Below are 14,842 nucleotides of genomic sequence, written 5' to 3'. Positions count from 1 at the left end.
CGGCGTTTGCACCCAACGAATCCCAGAGGTAGGCCATGGCTGCCACGCACCCCGTCACCGATACGCATGACGACCACGCCCACAAGCAGGGTTTCGTCGAACGCTGGCTGCTGTCCACCAACCACAAGGACATCGGCACGCTGTACCTGCTTTTCAGCTTCGTGATGTTCATCATCGGCGGCGCTTTCTCTGTGGTCATCCGCAGCGAACTGGCGCAGCCGGGCCTGCAGTTCGTCGACCCGGAATTCTTCAACCAGATGACGTCGCTGCACGCGCTGGTGATGATCTTCGGCGGCGTGATGCCGGCCTTCGTCGGCCTGGCCAACTGGATGATCCCGCTGCAGATCGGCGCGCCGGACATGGCCCTGCCTCGCATGAACAACTGGTCGTTCTGGATCCTGCCGTTCGCGTTCGCGATGCTGCTGATGACCCTGTTCCTGCCGGGCGGCGCGATGGGCGGTGGCTGGACCATGTACCCGCCGCTGTCGCTGCAGGGCGGCTCCAACGTGGCCTTCCAGATCTTCGCCATCCACATGATGGGCGTCAGCTCGATCATGGGCGCGATCAATGTCATCGCCACCGTGCTCAACATGCGCGCGCCGGGCATGGACCTGCTGAAGATGCCGATCTTCACCTAGACCTGGCTGATCACCGCGTTCCTGCTGATCGCGGTGATGCCGGTGCTGGCCGGCGCGGTCACGATGCTGCTGACCGACAAGTTCTTCGCGACCTCCTTCTTCAACGCCGCCGGCGGCGGTGATCCCGTGATGTACCAGCACATCTTCTGGTTCTTCGGGCACCCGGAGGTCTACATCATGATCCTGCCGGCGTTCGGCATTGTCTCCGAGATCATTCCGACCTTCAGCCGCAAGCCGCTGTTCGGCTACCAGGCCATGGTCTACGCGACCGCGGCGATCGCGTTCCTGTCGTTCATCGTCTGGGCGCACCACATGTTCACCGCCGGCATGCCGCTGGGCGGCGAGCTGTTCTTCATGTACGCCACGATGCTGATCTCCATCCCCACCGGGGTGAAGATCTTCAACTGGGTCACCACCATGTGGCGCGGCTCGATCACCTTCGAGACGCCGATGCTGTTCGCCGTCGCGTTCGTGATCCTGTTCACCATCGGCGGTTTCTCCGGCCTGATGCTGGCGATCGTGCCCGCGGACTTCCAGTACCACGACACCTATTTCGTGGTCGCCCACTTCCACTACGTGCTGGTGACCGGCTCGGTGCTGGCGCTGATCGCGGCGGTGTACTACTGGTGGCCCAAGTGGACCGGCCGCATGTACAACGAGACCTGGGGCAAGATCCATTTCTGGTGGACGATGGTGTTCGTCAACCTGCTGTTCTTCCCGCAGCACTTCCTCGGCCTGGCCGGCATGCCGCGCCGCATCCCCGACTACAACGTCGTGTTCGCGGACTGGAACCTGGTCAGCTCGATCGGCGCGTTCGGCATGTTCGTCACGCCGTTCCTGATGTTCGCCATCCTGCTGCATTCCAAGAAGTACGGTGCCAAGGCGGCCATGCGTTCCTGGGAAGGCGCGCGTGGCCTGGAGTGGACGGTGCCCAGCCCGGCGCCGCACCACACCTTCACGCTGCCGCCGGTGATCCGCGACGGCGACCTCGCCCACGGCGATGTCACCCACTGATTCGCCCGGAAAATGACCGACCAACGTCCCCAATTGCCCGATGACCTGCTGGCGAGCCGCCGCAAGGCGGCCGTGCGCACGGCATTGTGGATCGGGTTGGTGGCGGTCGTGATCTACGTCGGTTTCATCCTCAGCGGAGTGATCGGCCGATGAGCGGCCAGGATCCAAGCCCGGCCCCGCGCCGGGCCACGACCGGGCTGGCCAAGATGCTGGTGGCCGCTGCGATCGCCTTCGCCTTCAGCTTCAGTCTGGTGCCGCTGTACCGCATCGCCTGCCAGAAGGTCTTCGGCATCCGCATCGACAACACCGCCAGCGACGCGCGCCGGCCGGGTGTGGTGGACGAGGACCGGATGATCACCGTGCAGTTCGACGGCGGCGTGAACTCCAAGCTGCCGTGGGCGTTCAAGCCCGGCGAGGCGAGCATGCAGGTGCGTCCGGGCCAGCAGTACGAGACGACCTACTTCGCCCACAACAAGAGCGACCGCACGATCGTCGGCAGCGCGGTGCCCTCGGTGGCGCCGGCGCGGGCGTCGGGCTACTTCAGCAAGACCGAGTGTTTCTGCTTCACCGCCCAGACCATGGCGGCCGGCGAGTCGCGCGACATGCCGGTGCGCTTCATCGTTGACCCCGGCCTGCCCAAGGACATCAAGACGCTTACCTTGTCCTACACCTTCTTCAAGAACGACTCGCTCACCGCCCAGCAGGCGTCTGCGGACCACCCGGCACCCGTGCCGGTGTCCGCGCCCTGATTGCACCATCGCACCCATTGCATAACGGAACCGCCGCCATGGCCCAAGCCCAAGCCCAAGTCCAAGCACCAGAAGCCTATTTCGTCCCGCACCACAGCCGCTGGCCGATCCTGGGGTCCATCGCCCTGTTCGTGATGATGACCGGCGCTGGCGCCTGGTTGAACCAGACCAGCTGGGGCCGCTGGACGTTCATCGTCGGCGTGGTGCTGATGATCGCGGTGTTCTTTGGCTGGTTCGGCGATGTGATCCGCGAGTCCGTCAGCGGCAAGTACAACCGTCAGGTGGATGTGTCGTTCCGGATGGGGATGATCTGGTTCATTTTTTCGGAGGTGATGTTCTTCGGCGCTTTTTTTGGCGCGTTGTTCTACGCCCGGCAGTTGTCGCTGCAGTGGCTGGGCGGCGCGGGCGATGGGATGATGACCAACGCGCTGCTGTGGGACGGGTTCAGCGCGGCGTGGCCGAGCAACGGGCCGGCCGCCATCGGCGGTACCTACCAGACCGTGCCGGCGTGGGGACTGCCGCTGGTCAACACGCTGATCCTGCTGACCTCGGGGGTGACCATCACCGCCGCCCACCACGCGCTGAAGGCCGGCCGCCGCACCGCGCTGCTGGTCGGCCTCGGGCTGACCGTGCTGCTGGGTTGCACCTTCCTGTTCTTCCAGGCCGAGGAGTACATCCACGCCTACTCCGAGCTCAACCTGACCATGGGCTCGGGCATCTACGGCTCGACCTTCTACCTGCTGACCGGCTTCCACGGCGCCCACGTGACCCTGGGCACGATCATGCTGGCGGTGATCTGGTTCCGTTGCCTGAAGGGCCATTTCAGCAAGGACGACCACTTCGGCTTCGAGGCCGTCGCCTGGTACTGGCACTTCGTGGACGTGGTGTGGCTGATGCTCTTCATCTTCGTCTACGTGCTGTAGGCGAGGCGTTCTCGACACGCATCGGAACGACGCGCCGCTGCCGCGCCGACGGCAGCGCTGCAGGCGCTGCCGTCACCCGTCGTCATTACTTGGCGCGCCCGTCAAGCCAACGGTTGGAAACGCGGCTGTCGCCCGCAGCGATCGTTGCTACCGTCCCGGCGCGCGGTCTCTCCCGAGCCGGACGCTCAGCCGTTGACGCCGTGAAACTGGATCCAGCCCATCTTGGCGGCGATGACCACCACCAGGATCATCGCGATCGACAGGGCGACGCGGCGGGTCAGGGCGTTGACGGTGCGCTTGCTCTCGCCCTTGTCGACCAGCATGTAATACAGGCCGGCGCCCAGGTTCCAGAGAATCAGGATCAGGAAGCCGACGATCACCAGGGTCTTCATCAATATGCTCCAGCGCCGATGCGCCCAGTCCGGCCTTCGGCCTGCGGGTCGACATTATCGCAGCGTGGCGTGGACATGACATGAGTCGCAGGTCGCAGCTTATCGTGGGCTGGTTGCTCGCCCTGGCGGTCATCGCCGGCTTCGCGCGGCTGGGGGTGTGGCAGCTGCAGCGGGCGGTGGAAAAGCAGGCGATGCTCGACCAGGCCGCGCGGGTGCTGGCGTCGCGCCAGCCGCTGGGACTGGATGCTGCCGCCGATTCGCACTCGCGGGACGGCTACCAGTGGGCACGTGGCAGCGGCGAGTTCGCTGTGGGCCCGCAATGGCTGCTCGACAACCAGCAGCGCGAGGGGCGCGTCGGGGTCCAGGCCTACCGCATCTTCCGGCCCGACCACGGAATGCCACTGCTGGTCGACCTGGGCTGGCTGCCCCTGCCGGGCGACCGGACCATGCCCTCGGTGGAGCTCCCGGCGGGCCACCTCACCATCGAAGGGCTGCTCTCGCCGCCGCCGTCGGGCGGCATAGCGCTGGGCGCCGGCATGGCCGAGCAGGCCGAGGGCTGGCTGATGCTGCGCGTGGACCTCGCGGCGATCAGCGACGCCGCCGGAACGCCGCTGGCGCCTCGGGTGCTGCGGCTGGACCCGGCCTCGCCGCTGGGATACGAACGCGACCTCGCCCTGCTGCCCAACACCCTGCCACCGGCTAAGCACCGCGGCTATGCGCTGCAATGGTTCGGCCTCGCGCTGGCGGTGCTGGCCACCGCGTTGATCCTCACTTTCCGCACCCCGCGGCGCCGCAGGCGCCTGCCGAACATGGACACCACTGATGAGTAATCCTGAGCCCCCACCGCCGGTGGATGTGCGCGCACGCAACCGCAACCGCGCGATGCTGGTCGCGATCGGCGTGCTGTTCTTCGGCAGCATGCTGATTGCCGGCGCCCTGCGGTTTTCCGGCTGGCAGCCCGAAGGCCGCAAGAACCACGGCGAGTTGTTGCAGCCGCCGACCGACCTGCGCGAGCTGGTGCCGCAGACGGCCACAGGCGGCGCGTATCCGTGGAATCCCGGCGAGCGCACCTGGCGGATCATGCTCGCCCCGCCCGACGACTGTGGCAGCGAATGCGAGCCGCTCGCGCACGATCTGGATACGGTCTGGCGCCTGTTCGGCAAGGACGCCGACCGGGTCCACATCCTGTGGGTCTGCGACGGCGCCGCCTGCCTGCCGCCCGGGGATGCGCAGGTGCCGCGGACGCTGCAGGTGGTCCGCGGTGCCGGCCAATGGCGCGAGCGCATCCCCGGCCTGGACGATCCGGCCGGCGTCCCCGTCTACGTGATCGATCCCAACGGGTTCGTGGTGCTGCGCTACGCGCCCGGATTCGACCCCGGCGGACTGCGCGCCGATCTGGCCAAACTGTTGAAGTTGATGTGACCGAGATACTGTCCGCGACACCTTCCAGCCCGCGCCACCGCATGAGACCCGCATGACCGCCGCCATCCCAGAAGTTCCCTCCGCCCGCGCCGCCATGGTCCGCCCCGCCCGCAACTTCCACCGCCTTGCGTGGATGGCGGTGCTGCTGGCGATTGGGGTGATCGTGTTCGGTGCGTTCGTGCGCCTGTCCGACGCCGGCCTGAGCTGCCCGGACTGGCCCACCTGCTACGGACGCGCGGCGTGGCCCACCACGGTGGACCAGGGCGACGGCCACGCGGCGCTTGCGATCCGCCCGGTCGAGGTGCACAAGGCCTGGCGCGAGCAATTCCACCGCATGATCGCCGGCGCGCTCGGTGTGCTGACCCTGGCCCTGGCGTTGCTGGCCGCCCGCCGACGCCAATACGGGATGGCGCAGATCATCGCCGCCTCGCTGCTGGTGGCCATCGCGATCCCGCTGTACATGCGCGGTCTGCACGCGCTCGCCGCTGCGCTTGCCGTGGCCGGCGAGGCGGTGCTGCTGTTTGCCGCGCTGCGCTGGAGCAATCTCGACCTGGCGCGGGTCGCGGTATTCACCCTCGCGGTGATCGTGTTCCAGGCGTTGCTGGGCATGTGGACGGTGACCTGGCTGTTGAAGCCGCTGGTGGTGATGGGCCATCTGCTGGGCGGACTGCTGACGTTCTCGCTGCTGTTGTGGATGGCGTGGCGCGCCACCGACCTGCCGATCCAGTTGGCCGATGCGCTGAAGCTGCGCCGCTGGCTGATGGCCGGGCTGGCGCTGCTCACCGTGCAGATCGCTCTGGGGGGCTGGACGAGCGCGAACTATGCCGCGCTCGCGTGCGGCGTCGACTTCCCGACCTGCGTGGGCCGCTGGTGGCCGCCGACCGATTTCCGCGAAGGCTTCGTGCTCTGGCGCGGCATCGGCGTGGACTACGAGGGCGGGGTGCTGGATGGCGCCAGCCGCATCGCGATCCAGATGGCCCACCGCCTGATGGCCGTGGTGCTGGCCGCCTACCTGCTGTGGCTGGCGTGGCGCCTCGCACGGCGGCCGGGCATGCGCGGATGGGCCAGCCTGCTGGGGCTGGCGATCATCGCGCAGGCCAGCCTCGGCATCGCCAACGTGAAGCTGGCGCTGCCGCTGTGGACCGCGGTGTTGCACAACGCCGGCGCGGTGCTGCTGCTGTTTGTCCTCGTCTCCCTGCTGGCGCGGATTCGCGCTCCGGACGCGTGATGGAGCGTACGTTCGCCACGCTGTGCCGGGAGTACTGGTCGCTGACCAAGCCGCGGGTGGTCGCGCTGATCATCTTCACCGCCGCGATCGGCATGTTCCTGGCCGTGCCCGGGTTGCCGCCGCTGAAGGAATCGGTGCTGGGCTTTCTCGGCATCTGGCTGGCGGCGGCCTCGGCGGCCACCATCAACCAGTTGCTGGATGCGCGCATCGATGCGGAGATGGCGCGCACCTCGTGGCGGCCGATCGTGGTCGGCCAGGTCACCCCGCGGCAGGCGCTGTTGTTCGCGCTGGCGCTGGCCGGGCTGTCGATGCTGATCCTGCTGGTGTGGGTGAACGTCCTCACCGCGGTGCTGACCTTTGCCTCGATGATCGGCTACGCGGTGATCTACACCGTCTACCTCAAGCACGCCACGCCGCAGAATATCGTCATCGGCGGGCTTGCCGGCGCGGCGCCGCCGCTGCTGGGCTGGTCGGCCGTGACCGGCATGCAGAACCCGTGGGACTGGGCGCATGCACTGCTGCTGGTGCTGATCATCTTCGTGTGGACGCCGCCGCATTTCTGGGCGCTGGCGATCTTCCGTCGCGCCGATTACGCCAAGGCGCTGGTGCCGATGCTGCCGGTCACCCACGGGGTGGAATACACGCGCTGGCAGATCCTGTTCTACACCGTGCTTCTGGTGCTGGTGACGATGCTGCCGCGGATCATCGGCATGAGCGGCGATCTGTACCTGGGCGGCGCGGCGGTGCTGGGCGCGGCGTTCCTGTATTACGCCTGGCGCCTGATGGACCCGCCCGACGAGCTGTACGCGATGAAGGTGTTCGGGTTCTCCATCGTCTACCTGATGGCGCTGTTCGCCTTCCTGCTGCTGGACCACTGGCTGCTGCCGTTCCTGCAGCCCGGCTCGCCGCTGGAGTTCGTCCCGGTTGGCTGAGGGCGACGTGGGCCGGTGGGCAGGGTGCGGCCGGGTTTCGTGGCCGCGGAGCTGCCGACGCTAGTCGAAACGGGTGCTCAGCAGCGCGCGCAGCTCGGCCTTGTCCTCATCACTGAGGGTTGCCAGCCGGCCCTGCAGTTCGGTCAGGCGCTGGTGCCGGCTCTGCCGGTCGAGCTGGGCGATGGTGTCAAGCAGGATCGTTCGCGGCGCGGTGTCGTCGCCGGGCACCGTGGTTGCCGCCAGCTTCTGCAGCGCCGCGTGCTCCTCGCGGCCTTCGAAGTGGGCGACCAGAGCGCCGGTGGTGATGTCGGGCCGTTCGAAAATCACCCCCAGCACGTCCAGCAACAGGTCCACGCCGGGCTGCTGCAGGCTGGCAAACGCAAAGGGCGGCTCGAGCTCCATCGCCAGCGCTGGCTGGTGCAGCAACAGCATGATCGCCGTGCGCACCAGGCTGCGGCGCGGTGCCGCCACGCCATGGCTGTTGCGGCTGCGCAGCGCGGCCGGTCGCGGCGCAGATGCCGGCTCGCGTGCGCCTACCCCGGTCAACGCGGTCAGGCGCTGCTGCATCAGGTCGGCGAAGGCGCCGTCGGGGATCTGCGCCAGCAGCGGTTTGGCGCGCTCGGCCAGACGACCCTTGCCCTCCAGGGTGTTCAGGTTGGCGTCGACCGACAGCGAATCAAACAGGAACTGCGACAGCGGCGTGGCCCCGGCCAGGCGCTTGTCGAAGCCGGCGGCGCCTTCGGCGCGCACGATGCTGTCGGGGTCCTCGCCATCGGGCAGGAACAGGAAGAACGCCTGGCGGCCGTCCTTCATCCGCGGCAGGATCGATTCGACCGCTTTCCACGCCGCGGCGCGGCCGGCGCGGTCGCCGTCGAAACAGAAGTAGACGTCCGGTGCGTTGCGGAACAGCAGTTCGGCGTGATCGGGCGTGGTCGCGGTGCCCAGGGTCGCCACTGCCGTGTCCACGCCGTGCTGGAACAGCGCAACGACATCCATGTAGCCCTCGACCACGATCAGCCGCGGGATCCTGTTGTGCGCCTGGCGCACTTGCCACAGGCCGTACAGCTCGCGGCCCTTGTGGAACAGCTCGGTTTCCGGGGAATTGAGGTACTTCGGGTTGTCCTGGGCATCCAGCACCCGGCCGCCGAAGGCGATCGCGCGGCCGCGGCGGTCGTGGATCGGGAAGATCACCCGGTCGCGGAACTTGTCGTAGCTGCGTCCGCTGTCGTTGCTGGAGAACAGTCCGCCGCGTTCCAGCAGCGCGAGCCGGCGCGGATCAGTGCCCAGCGCGTCGCGCAGCGCGGTGAAACTGTCGGGCGCGTAGCCGATCCCGAAGCGCTCGCGGATGCCGGGATCGACACCGCGTCCGTCCAGGTAGGCCTGCGCCCGAGTGCTGTGGACCAGCTGGCGCTGGAAGAAAGTCGCCGCAGCGCCCATGGCGTCGAACAGGGCCTGCCCGTCGGGGTTGGCGTTGCGCTGCAGGGTGTCGCGCGGGACTTCCATGCCGGCGTGGCGGGCCAGCTCGTCGACCGCGTCGAGGAACTCGAGCCGGTCGTAATTCATCAGGAAGCTGATCGCGGTGCCGCTGGCCTGGCAGCCGAAGCAGTAATAGAACTGCTTGGCCGGGGACACGGTGAAACTGGGCGTGCGCTCGTCGTGGAACGGGCAACAGGCGGAGTATTCCTTGCCCTGGCGCTTCAACGGCACCCGCGCGCCAATCACCTCGACCAGGTCGGAGCGGGCGAGCAGGTCGTCAATGAACGCGCCGGGAATACGGGCCATACAGGGGTGTCCGGCGTGTCCGTCGGACATCCGTCTCGTCAGGAAGGGGACGTTAGGATGCCACCGACGCCGTGCCGTTGCGCGCCGGCTGGGCTCAGGCAGTGGGGGCGTGGGAGGTCGCCGCCGGATCCGCGGGCGCCGCCGGCTCGGGGGCGTCGCCGGCCGCGTACTCGTCGGCCAGTCGGCGCTTTACCCGCGCGTGTTCATCCAGCATAGCGGTGATCAGCGCGCCGACCAGGAACACCACCGCGCAGTAGTACAGCCAGACCAGCATCACCACCAGGCCGCCGGCCGGGCCGTAGGCGTTGCCGAGTGTCGACTGGCCCAGGTACAGGCCGATCGCCCAGCGCCCGACCATGAACAGCGCCGAGGTCATTGCCCCGCCGAGCAGCGCCCGTCGCCGGCTGACCGGGCGGTCCGGCAGTAGACGGTAGATCAGCGAGAACACGACCGTGTAGAGCAGGAACGACACCAGTTCCGCCAGCACCGGCATCAGGTCGGGCAACCAGCGCAGCATGATCGCCAGCGCCGCCTGCGCGGCCATCGAGACCACCAGCAGGAAGCCCACGCCCAGCGCCATGCCGAAGGACAGCAGGCGCTTGCGCAGCCAGGCCAGCATGCCGCCCAGTCGCGCCGCATCGCTGCGGAAGACCCGGTTCAGCGCCACCTGCAGCTGGCCGAACACCATCGATGCACCCACCAGCAGCGCGATCGCGCCCAGGCTCGCCGCCAGCGAGCCGGTGCCGGGCCGCTCCTCCGCGTTGGCGACGATCAGGCGCGCAGTCTGCTCGACCTGCGGGCCGACCAGCAGGCCGATCTGATGGAAGAACTCGCCCTGCGCGGCGGGGTACAGCGAGGTTGTCAGCCACAGCAGCATCACCACCAGCGGCGCCAGCGAGAGCAGCGTGTAGAACGACAGCGCCGCGGCGAGGGCGAGGATGTCGTAGGCGATGAACCGCTGGACAAACTTCGCCGGCCAGCTTTGCTGGAGTCGCTCGGTGAGCTCGCGGATGCGCATATGACGGTCCGTCATGACTTGGTGGTCGGTTGCCGCAAGGCGCCCTTAAGCGCTCAGGCGCTGCTTCACCAGCTTCGACACCACGCCCATGTCGGCCTGGCCGGCGAGTTTGGGCTTTAGCACGCCCATCAGCTTGCCGATGTCGGCCGGCCCGGTCGCACCGGTTTCGCTGACGGCCGCGTCGATGGCGGCGCTGATCGCCGCTTCGTCCAGCTTGGCCGGCAGGTAGCGCTCGATCACCAGGATCTCCTCGCGCTCGATCACGGCCAGGTCCTCGCGCGCGGCCGCTTCGAACTGGCTGACCGAGTCGCGGCGCTGCTTGACCATCTTGTCCAGGATCGCCAGCACCTGGGCGTCGTCCAGTTCGATGCGCTCGTCGACTTCCTTTTGCTTGATCGCCGCCAGCATCAGGCGGATCACGCCCAGATCGTGCTTGGCACCGCTCTTCATCGCGGTCTTCATGTCGTCGGTAAGCTGTTGTTTCAGGGGCATGGCGGGTTCTCGGCGGGAAATCGGCGAACACAAAAAGCCGGCGGCGCATCGTGGCGCGGCCGGCTTGCTCCTTGAGGCCCGGACCGCGGCGTTGCCGACGGGGTCAGGGTAACTGTGTCGAACGGATTCTGATCAACAGCGCCTTCACAGCGCCGGATCGGATCCATTCGACCAGGCGATCAGTACAGGCGCTGACGCTTGGTCACATCGCGGGCGACGCGACGGGACTGGCGCTTGACGGCGGCTGCGGCCTTGCGCTTGCGCTCCTGGGTCGGCTTTTCGTAGTACTCGCGCTTGCGGGTCTCGGCGAGGACGCCGGCCTTTTCGCAGGTGCGCTTGAAGCGACGCAGGGCAAACTCGAATGGCTCGTTTTCGCGGACTTTAACGGCGGGCATGCGGGATCTCGGTTCGGGTGAACTGCCCGGCAAGTCCGGGCGAGCCGCATATGATAGCGAGGCAGGCATCGCCAGTGCAAGTCGCCGCCCGCACGCGCGCAGTAGCTACGTCCCGTTGTGGTGGCTGGAGTACCCTGCTGGCATCCCCGATTGCGGTCAGGCCGCATACCGCCAATGAAAGTCCTGGGCATCGAAACCAGTTGCGATGAAACCGGCGTGGCCGTCTACGACACCCGCGACGGCCTGCTCGCGCATGCGCTGTACAGCCAGATTTCGCTGCACGCGGAGTATGGCGGCGTGGTGCCCGAGCTGGCCAGCCGCGACCACGTGCGCAAGCTGCTGCCGCTGATCCGCCAGACGCTGGACGAGGCGGGCATGGCCGTGTCCGACATCGACGGGGTGGCCTACACCGCCGGTCCCGGTCTGGTGGGCGCGCTGCTGGTGGGCGCCGGTGTCGCCCGGTCGCTGGCCTGGGCGCTGGACAAGCCGGCGATCGCCGTCCACCACATGGAAGGCCACCTGCTGGCGCCGCTGCTGGAGGACGACCCGCTGGGCCGGCCGGAGCCGCCGTTCGTGGCCCTGCTGGTGTCGGGCGGGCACACCCAGCTGATCGCTGTGGATGCGATCGGCAGCTACCGGCTGCTGGGCGAGACGCTGGACGATGCCGCCGGCGAGGCCTTCGACAAGACCGCCAAGCTGATGGGCCTGCCGTATCCCGGCGGGCCGCAGCTCGCCGCGCTCGCGGGCCAGGGCACGGCCGGGGCGTACCGTTTCCCGCGGCCGATGACCAATCGCCCGGGGCTGGATTTCAGCTTCAGCGGGCTGAAGACCCAGGTCATGCTGGCCTGGCGCGACAGCGACCAGTCCGGCCAGGCCCGGGCGGATATCGCGCGCGCGTTCGAGGAGGCGGTGGTGGACACGCTGGCGATCAAGTGCGAGCGCGCCCTGGAAGCGGCCGACTGCGAGACGCTGGTGGTCGCCGGCGGGGTGGGCGCGAATGTGCGGCTGCGGGAGAAACTGCAGGCCATGGCCGTCCGGCGCGGCGGCCGGGTCAGCTTCCCGCGGCCGGCGTTCTGCACCGACAACGGCGCGATGATCGCCTTCGCCGGCGCGCTTCGCCTGCAGGCCGGCCAACACGGCGATGCCGCCGTTCAGGTCTGGCCGCGCTGGGACATGGCGACCCTGCCGGCGCTCTGAGCGGCGGTACGACGGGGTATCGACCGACCGCGCCCGCGCGCATCTCCACGCGCACGACGCCCAATCTATTTTTTTCATGCACTGCTCGATCGCGCAGTTGACACACACAGGTAACCGTTAATGGACAAGGTATTCATCGAAGGGCTGCAAGTGGAGGCGCTGATCGGCATCTATGACTGGGAACGCCGGATCCGGCAGCCGCTGGTCTTCGACGTCGAGATGGGCTTCGACAACCGGATTCCGGCCGCCAGCGATGCCATCGAGGACACCCTCAACTACAAGGCGGTCAGCAAGCGGATCATCGCCTACGTCGGCGAGTCCGACTTCGGCCTGGTCGAGACCCTGGCCGAGCGCGTCGCGGCGCTGATCCTGGAGGAGTTCGGGGTGGCCCATGTGCGCCTGAAGCTGGGCAAGCCCGGCGCCGTGCGCGGTGCACGCTCGGTCGGCGTGATGATCGAACGCTCGGCCGCTATGGTGGCGCCATGACCATGCTCGAAAACCTGGCCTTCCTGGAGCCGCTCCAGGCCTACCCCTACGCATACACCGTGCTGCAGCTGGCCGGACTGGCGCTGGTCGCCTGGCTGGCCAACTGGTTGACCCGGGTGATCCTGGTGCGTGTCGTCACCCGCGTCGTGAAGGCGACTCCGATGCGCTGGGACGACGCGCTGATGTCGCCCAAGGTGCTCGCGCGGTTGGCCAACATCGTCCCGGCGCTGATCATCGCCAGCGGCATCGCCGCGATCACCGACCTGCCCGCCGGGTTGGAGACGGTGGTGCGCAATGTGGCCTGGGCGTTCGTGGTGCTGACCATCGCGCTTGCGATCAGCAATGTTCTGGACGCGGTCAACGAGCTGTACGTGAGAGGCAGCAGCCGCGCCAACGAGCGGCCGATCAAGGGCTACCTGCAGGTCGTCAAGCTGGTGGTCTACGTGTTTGCGGTGGTGGTCATCATCGCCACCCTGATCGACCGTTCGCCGCTGCTGTTGCTGTCGGGCTTCGGCGCGATGAGCGCGGTGGTGCTGCTGGTGTTCAAGGACACCATCCTGTCGCTGGTCGCCAGCATCCAGCTGGCCAACAACGACATGCTGCGGGTGGGCGACTGGATCGAGATGCCCGCCCTGCAGGCCGATGGCGACGTGATCGACATGGCGCTGAACACGGTCAAGGTGCAGAACTGGGACAAGACCGTCACCACCATTCCGACCTACCGCCTGATCAGCGACAGCTTCAAGAACTGGCGCGGCATGCAGGAGTCCGGCGGGCGGCGGATCAAGCGCTCTCTGTTGATCGACCAGTCCTCGGTGCGCTTCCTGGAACCCGAGGAGCGCTCGCGCCTGCGCCGCATCGCGCTGATCGACAAGTACCTGGACGACAAGCGGCACGAGCTGGAAGCCTACAACGCCAATTTGCTGGCCAAGGGCAAGGACCCGGTCAACACGCGCCGGGTGACCAACATCGGCACCTTCCGCGCCTACGTCAACCACTACCTGCGCGCGCACTCGGGCATCCACCAGGACATGACCCTGCTGGTGCGTCAGCTCGAACCGGGTCCGACCGGGTTGCCGATCGAGCTCTACTGCTTCACCAACAGCGTGGCCTGGGCGGTGTACGAGGACACCCAGTCGGACATCTTCGACCACCTGATCGCGATGCTGCCCGAGTTCGGCCTGCGCCTGTACCAGGCGCCCAGCGGCGCGGACGTGTCGGCGCTGGTGACGGGTCGGCAGTCACCGATGGCGGATGCGATCGATCCGGGCATCGGCGCCAAGCTGGACCAGTCCGACGGGGATGACGAGTCGGCCACGGACGAGGGCGACGGCGCGCCGCGTGCATTGCGCCCGCCCGCCGATACGTCGGACGACCTGGAATCATGACCGGAGCGCCGGCGTGAGCCGCGCCTACCTCAGCCTGGGCAGCAACCTGGAACCGGTGCTGCACCTGCGCCGCGCGGTGCAGGAGCTGCGGGATCGCTTCGGCGACCTGGTCCTCTCGCCGGTGTACCGCACCCGCGCGGTGGGGTTCGAGGGCAATGACTTCCTCAACGCCGCGGCGGTGATCGAAACCGACCTCGACCCGGTGGCCCTGCACGACTGGCTGCACGCGCTTGAGGATGCTCACCTGCGCGATCGCAGCGGGCCGCGGTTCGGCGATCGCACCCTGGACGTCGACATCGTGCTGTTCGATGACCGCGTGCTGTCCGCGCCCGGCAACCTGCGCATCCCGCGCCCGGACCTGCAGCACGCCTTTGTGCTGCGTCCGCTGGCGGACATTGCCCCGGAGTTGGTGGTGCCCGGCGATGGCCGCACGCTGGCGCAGCTGTGGCAGATCCACCCCGATCGCGACTTCACCCTGGCGACGGTTGCGCTCGCCCCCGCGGCGGCGATTTGATCGTGCTCAAGAACGCGGCGGCGCATTAGGGCACGATGGATGCATCGACACCGCCACAAGGAGGCGCGCGATGCATCCGATCCTGGTTGAACTGTTGACCAAGCCCGTGGGCTGGCTGTCCCTGGGCGGCTCCATCTTTTTGCTGGTGATGGTGCCGCTGGGCATCCACCTGTTCCTGCGCCGGCAGATCCGCAACGACGAAGGCGGGGAGGAGGCGAAGGCCTACGAGTTGCGCCGCCGCGCGCGGATGACCCCGGGCGAGTAGCCCGGCG

At 67.9% G+C, this 14,842-nt stretch carries 17 protein-coding genes and 1 pseudogene; 13 read left to right on the top strand and 5 right to left on the bottom strand.

Annotated elements, in window-relative coordinates:
• Nucleotides 1-35 precede the first annotated feature (35 nt).
• The 4 genes and pseudogenes from ctaD to INQ41_RS11805 all read left to right on the top strand — a co-directional run bounded on the left by ctaD (nucleotide 36) and on the right by INQ41_RS11805 (nucleotide 3,324).
• Nucleotides 36-1,652 (top strand): annotated as a pseudogene (gene ctaD / locus INQ41_RS11820) (cytochrome c oxidase subunit I).
• A gap of 12 nt (nucleotides 1,653-1,664) precedes the next feature.
• Nucleotides 1,665-1,805, top strand: a complete 141-nt coding sequence (locus tag INQ41_RS11815; RefSeq protein WP_193984720.1) for a hypothetical protein — start codon at nucleotides 1,665-1,667, stop codon at nucleotides 1,803-1,805.
• Nucleotides 1,802-2,401 (top strand): cytochrome c oxidase assembly protein, encoded by a 600-nt coding sequence (locus tag INQ41_RS11810; RefSeq protein ID WP_193984719.1) that lies wholly within the window; start codon nucleotides 1,802-1,804, stop codon nucleotides 2,399-2,401. Before INQ41_RS11815 ends, INQ41_RS11810 begins: the two co-directional genes overlap by 4 nt.
• Nucleotides 2,402-2,439: 38 nt before the next feature.
• On the top strand, nucleotides 2,440-3,324 hold the full coding sequence (locus INQ41_RS11805; protein ID WP_193984717.1) for a cytochrome c oxidase subunit 3: 885 nt from the start codon (nucleotides 2,440-2,442) through the stop codon (nucleotides 3,322-3,324).
• Nucleotides 3,325-3,509: 185 nt separating this feature from the next.
• Here the strand turns inward: INQ41_RS11805 and INQ41_RS11800 are convergent, their stop codons facing one another.
• A complete protein-coding gene (locus INQ41_RS11800; RefSeq protein ID WP_193984715.1) occupies nucleotides 3,510-3,716 on the bottom strand; it encodes a twin transmembrane helix small protein in 207 nt (68 codons plus the stop codon).
• Nucleotides 3,717-3,796: 80 nt separating this feature from the next.
• Here INQ41_RS11800 and INQ41_RS11795 point away from each other — a divergent pair, with 80 nt between their 5' ends.
• The 4 genes from INQ41_RS11795 (at nucleotide 3,797) to cyoE (ending at nucleotide 7,298) form a co-directional block, all read left to right on the top strand.
• The gene (locus INQ41_RS11795; RefSeq protein ID WP_193984712.1) at nucleotides 3,797-4,546 is read left to right on the top strand and encodes an SURF1 family protein; all 750 of its coding nucleotides are present in this window, start codon (nucleotides 3,797-3,799) and stop codon (nucleotides 4,544-4,546) included.
• Nucleotides 4,539-5,138, top strand: coding sequence for a hypothetical protein (locus tag INQ41_RS11790; RefSeq protein ID WP_193984711.1), 600 nt, complete (start codon nucleotides 4,539-4,541; stop codon nucleotides 5,136-5,138). The genes INQ41_RS11795 and INQ41_RS11790 overlap by 8 nt, the downstream gene beginning before the upstream one ends.
• Nucleotides 5,139-5,232: 94 nt before the next feature.
• Nucleotides 5,233-6,366, top strand: coding sequence for a COX15/CtaA family protein (locus tag INQ41_RS11785; protein WP_193987370.1), 1,134 nt, complete (start codon nucleotides 5,233-5,235; stop codon nucleotides 6,364-6,366).
• On the top strand, nucleotides 6,366-7,298 hold the full coding sequence (gene cyoE / locus INQ41_RS11780) for a heme o synthase (protein WP_193984709.1): 933 nt from the start codon (nucleotides 6,366-6,368) through the stop codon (nucleotides 7,296-7,298). The genes INQ41_RS11785 and cyoE overlap by 1 nt, the downstream gene beginning before the upstream one ends.
• Nucleotides 7,299-7,358: 60 nt before the next feature.
• On the opposite strand, the gene dnaG is transcribed toward cyoE, so the two are convergent.
• The 4 genes from dnaG to rpsU all read right to left on the bottom strand — a co-directional run bounded on the left by dnaG (nucleotide 7,359) and on the right by rpsU (nucleotide 10,985).
• On the bottom strand, nucleotides 7,359-9,080 hold the full coding sequence (gene dnaG, locus INQ41_RS11775; protein ID WP_193984707.1) for a DNA primase: 1,722 nt from the start codon (nucleotides 9,078-9,080) through the stop codon (nucleotides 7,359-7,361).
• 94 nt (nucleotides 9,081-9,174) lie between these two features.
• Nucleotides 9,175-10,113 carry a YihY/virulence factor BrkB family protein gene (locus INQ41_RS11770; protein WP_193984705.1) on the bottom strand — a complete coding sequence of 313 codons (939 nt, stop codon included), beginning with the start codon at nucleotides 10,111-10,113 and terminating at the stop codon, nucleotides 9,175-9,177.
• A gap of 30 nt (nucleotides 10,114-10,143) precedes the next feature.
• The gene (locus INQ41_RS11765; protein ID WP_193984704.1) at nucleotides 10,144-10,590 is read right to left on the bottom strand and encodes a GatB/YqeY domain-containing protein; all 447 of its coding nucleotides are present in this window, start codon (nucleotides 10,588-10,590) and stop codon (nucleotides 10,144-10,146) included.
• A 179-nt stretch (nucleotides 10,591-10,769) separates the two neighbouring features.
• Nucleotides 10,770-10,985, bottom strand: coding sequence for a 30S ribosomal protein S21 (rpsU, locus tag INQ41_RS11760; RefSeq protein WP_043959185.1), 216 nt, complete (start codon nucleotides 10,983-10,985; stop codon nucleotides 10,770-10,772).
• A gap of 174 nt (nucleotides 10,986-11,159) precedes the next feature.
• On the opposite strand from rpsU, the gene tsaD reads away from it, so the two are divergent.
• The 5 genes from tsaD (at nucleotide 11,160) to INQ41_RS11735 (ending at nucleotide 14,835) form a co-directional block, all read left to right on the top strand.
• Nucleotides 11,160-12,182: a tRNA (adenosine(37)-N6)-threonylcarbamoyltransferase complex transferase subunit TsaD gene (tsaD, locus tag INQ41_RS11755; RefSeq protein WP_193984702.1), complete on the top strand. Its 1,023-nt coding sequence runs from the start codon at nucleotides 11,160-11,162 to the stop codon at nucleotides 12,180-12,182.
• A gap of 120 nt (nucleotides 12,183-12,302) precedes the next feature.
• Nucleotides 12,303-12,668 (top strand): dihydroneopterin aldolase, encoded by a 366-nt coding sequence (gene folB / locus INQ41_RS11750; protein WP_193984700.1) that lies wholly within the window; start codon nucleotides 12,303-12,305, stop codon nucleotides 12,666-12,668.
• Complete coding sequence (locus tag INQ41_RS11745; protein WP_228076602.1) at nucleotides 12,665-14,056, top strand: mechanosensitive ion channel family protein; 1,392 nt, start codon at nucleotides 12,665-12,667, stop codon at nucleotides 14,054-14,056. Before folB ends, INQ41_RS11745 begins: the two co-directional genes overlap by 4 nt.
• Before the next feature lie 13 nt (nucleotides 14,057-14,069).
• Entirely contained in the window at nucleotides 14,070-14,570 is a 501-nt protein-coding gene (gene folK, locus INQ41_RS11740; RefSeq protein ID WP_193984699.1) for a 2-amino-4-hydroxy-6-hydroxymethyldihydropteridine diphosphokinase, read from the top strand.
• Nucleotides 14,571-14,640: 70 nt separating this feature from the next.
• On the top strand, nucleotides 14,641-14,835 hold the full coding sequence (locus INQ41_RS11735) for a hypothetical protein (protein WP_193984697.1): 195 nt from the start codon (nucleotides 14,641-14,643) through the stop codon (nucleotides 14,833-14,835).
• Nucleotides 14,836-14,842 lie beyond the last annotated feature (7 nt).

The sequence above is a fragment of the Lysobacter ciconiae genome (assembly GCF_015209725.1).
Lineage (GTDB): Bacteria > Pseudomonadota > Gammaproteobacteria > Xanthomonadales > Xanthomonadaceae > Novilysobacter > Novilysobacter ciconiae.
This window is presented reverse-complemented; position numbering and strand designations above follow the sequence as displayed.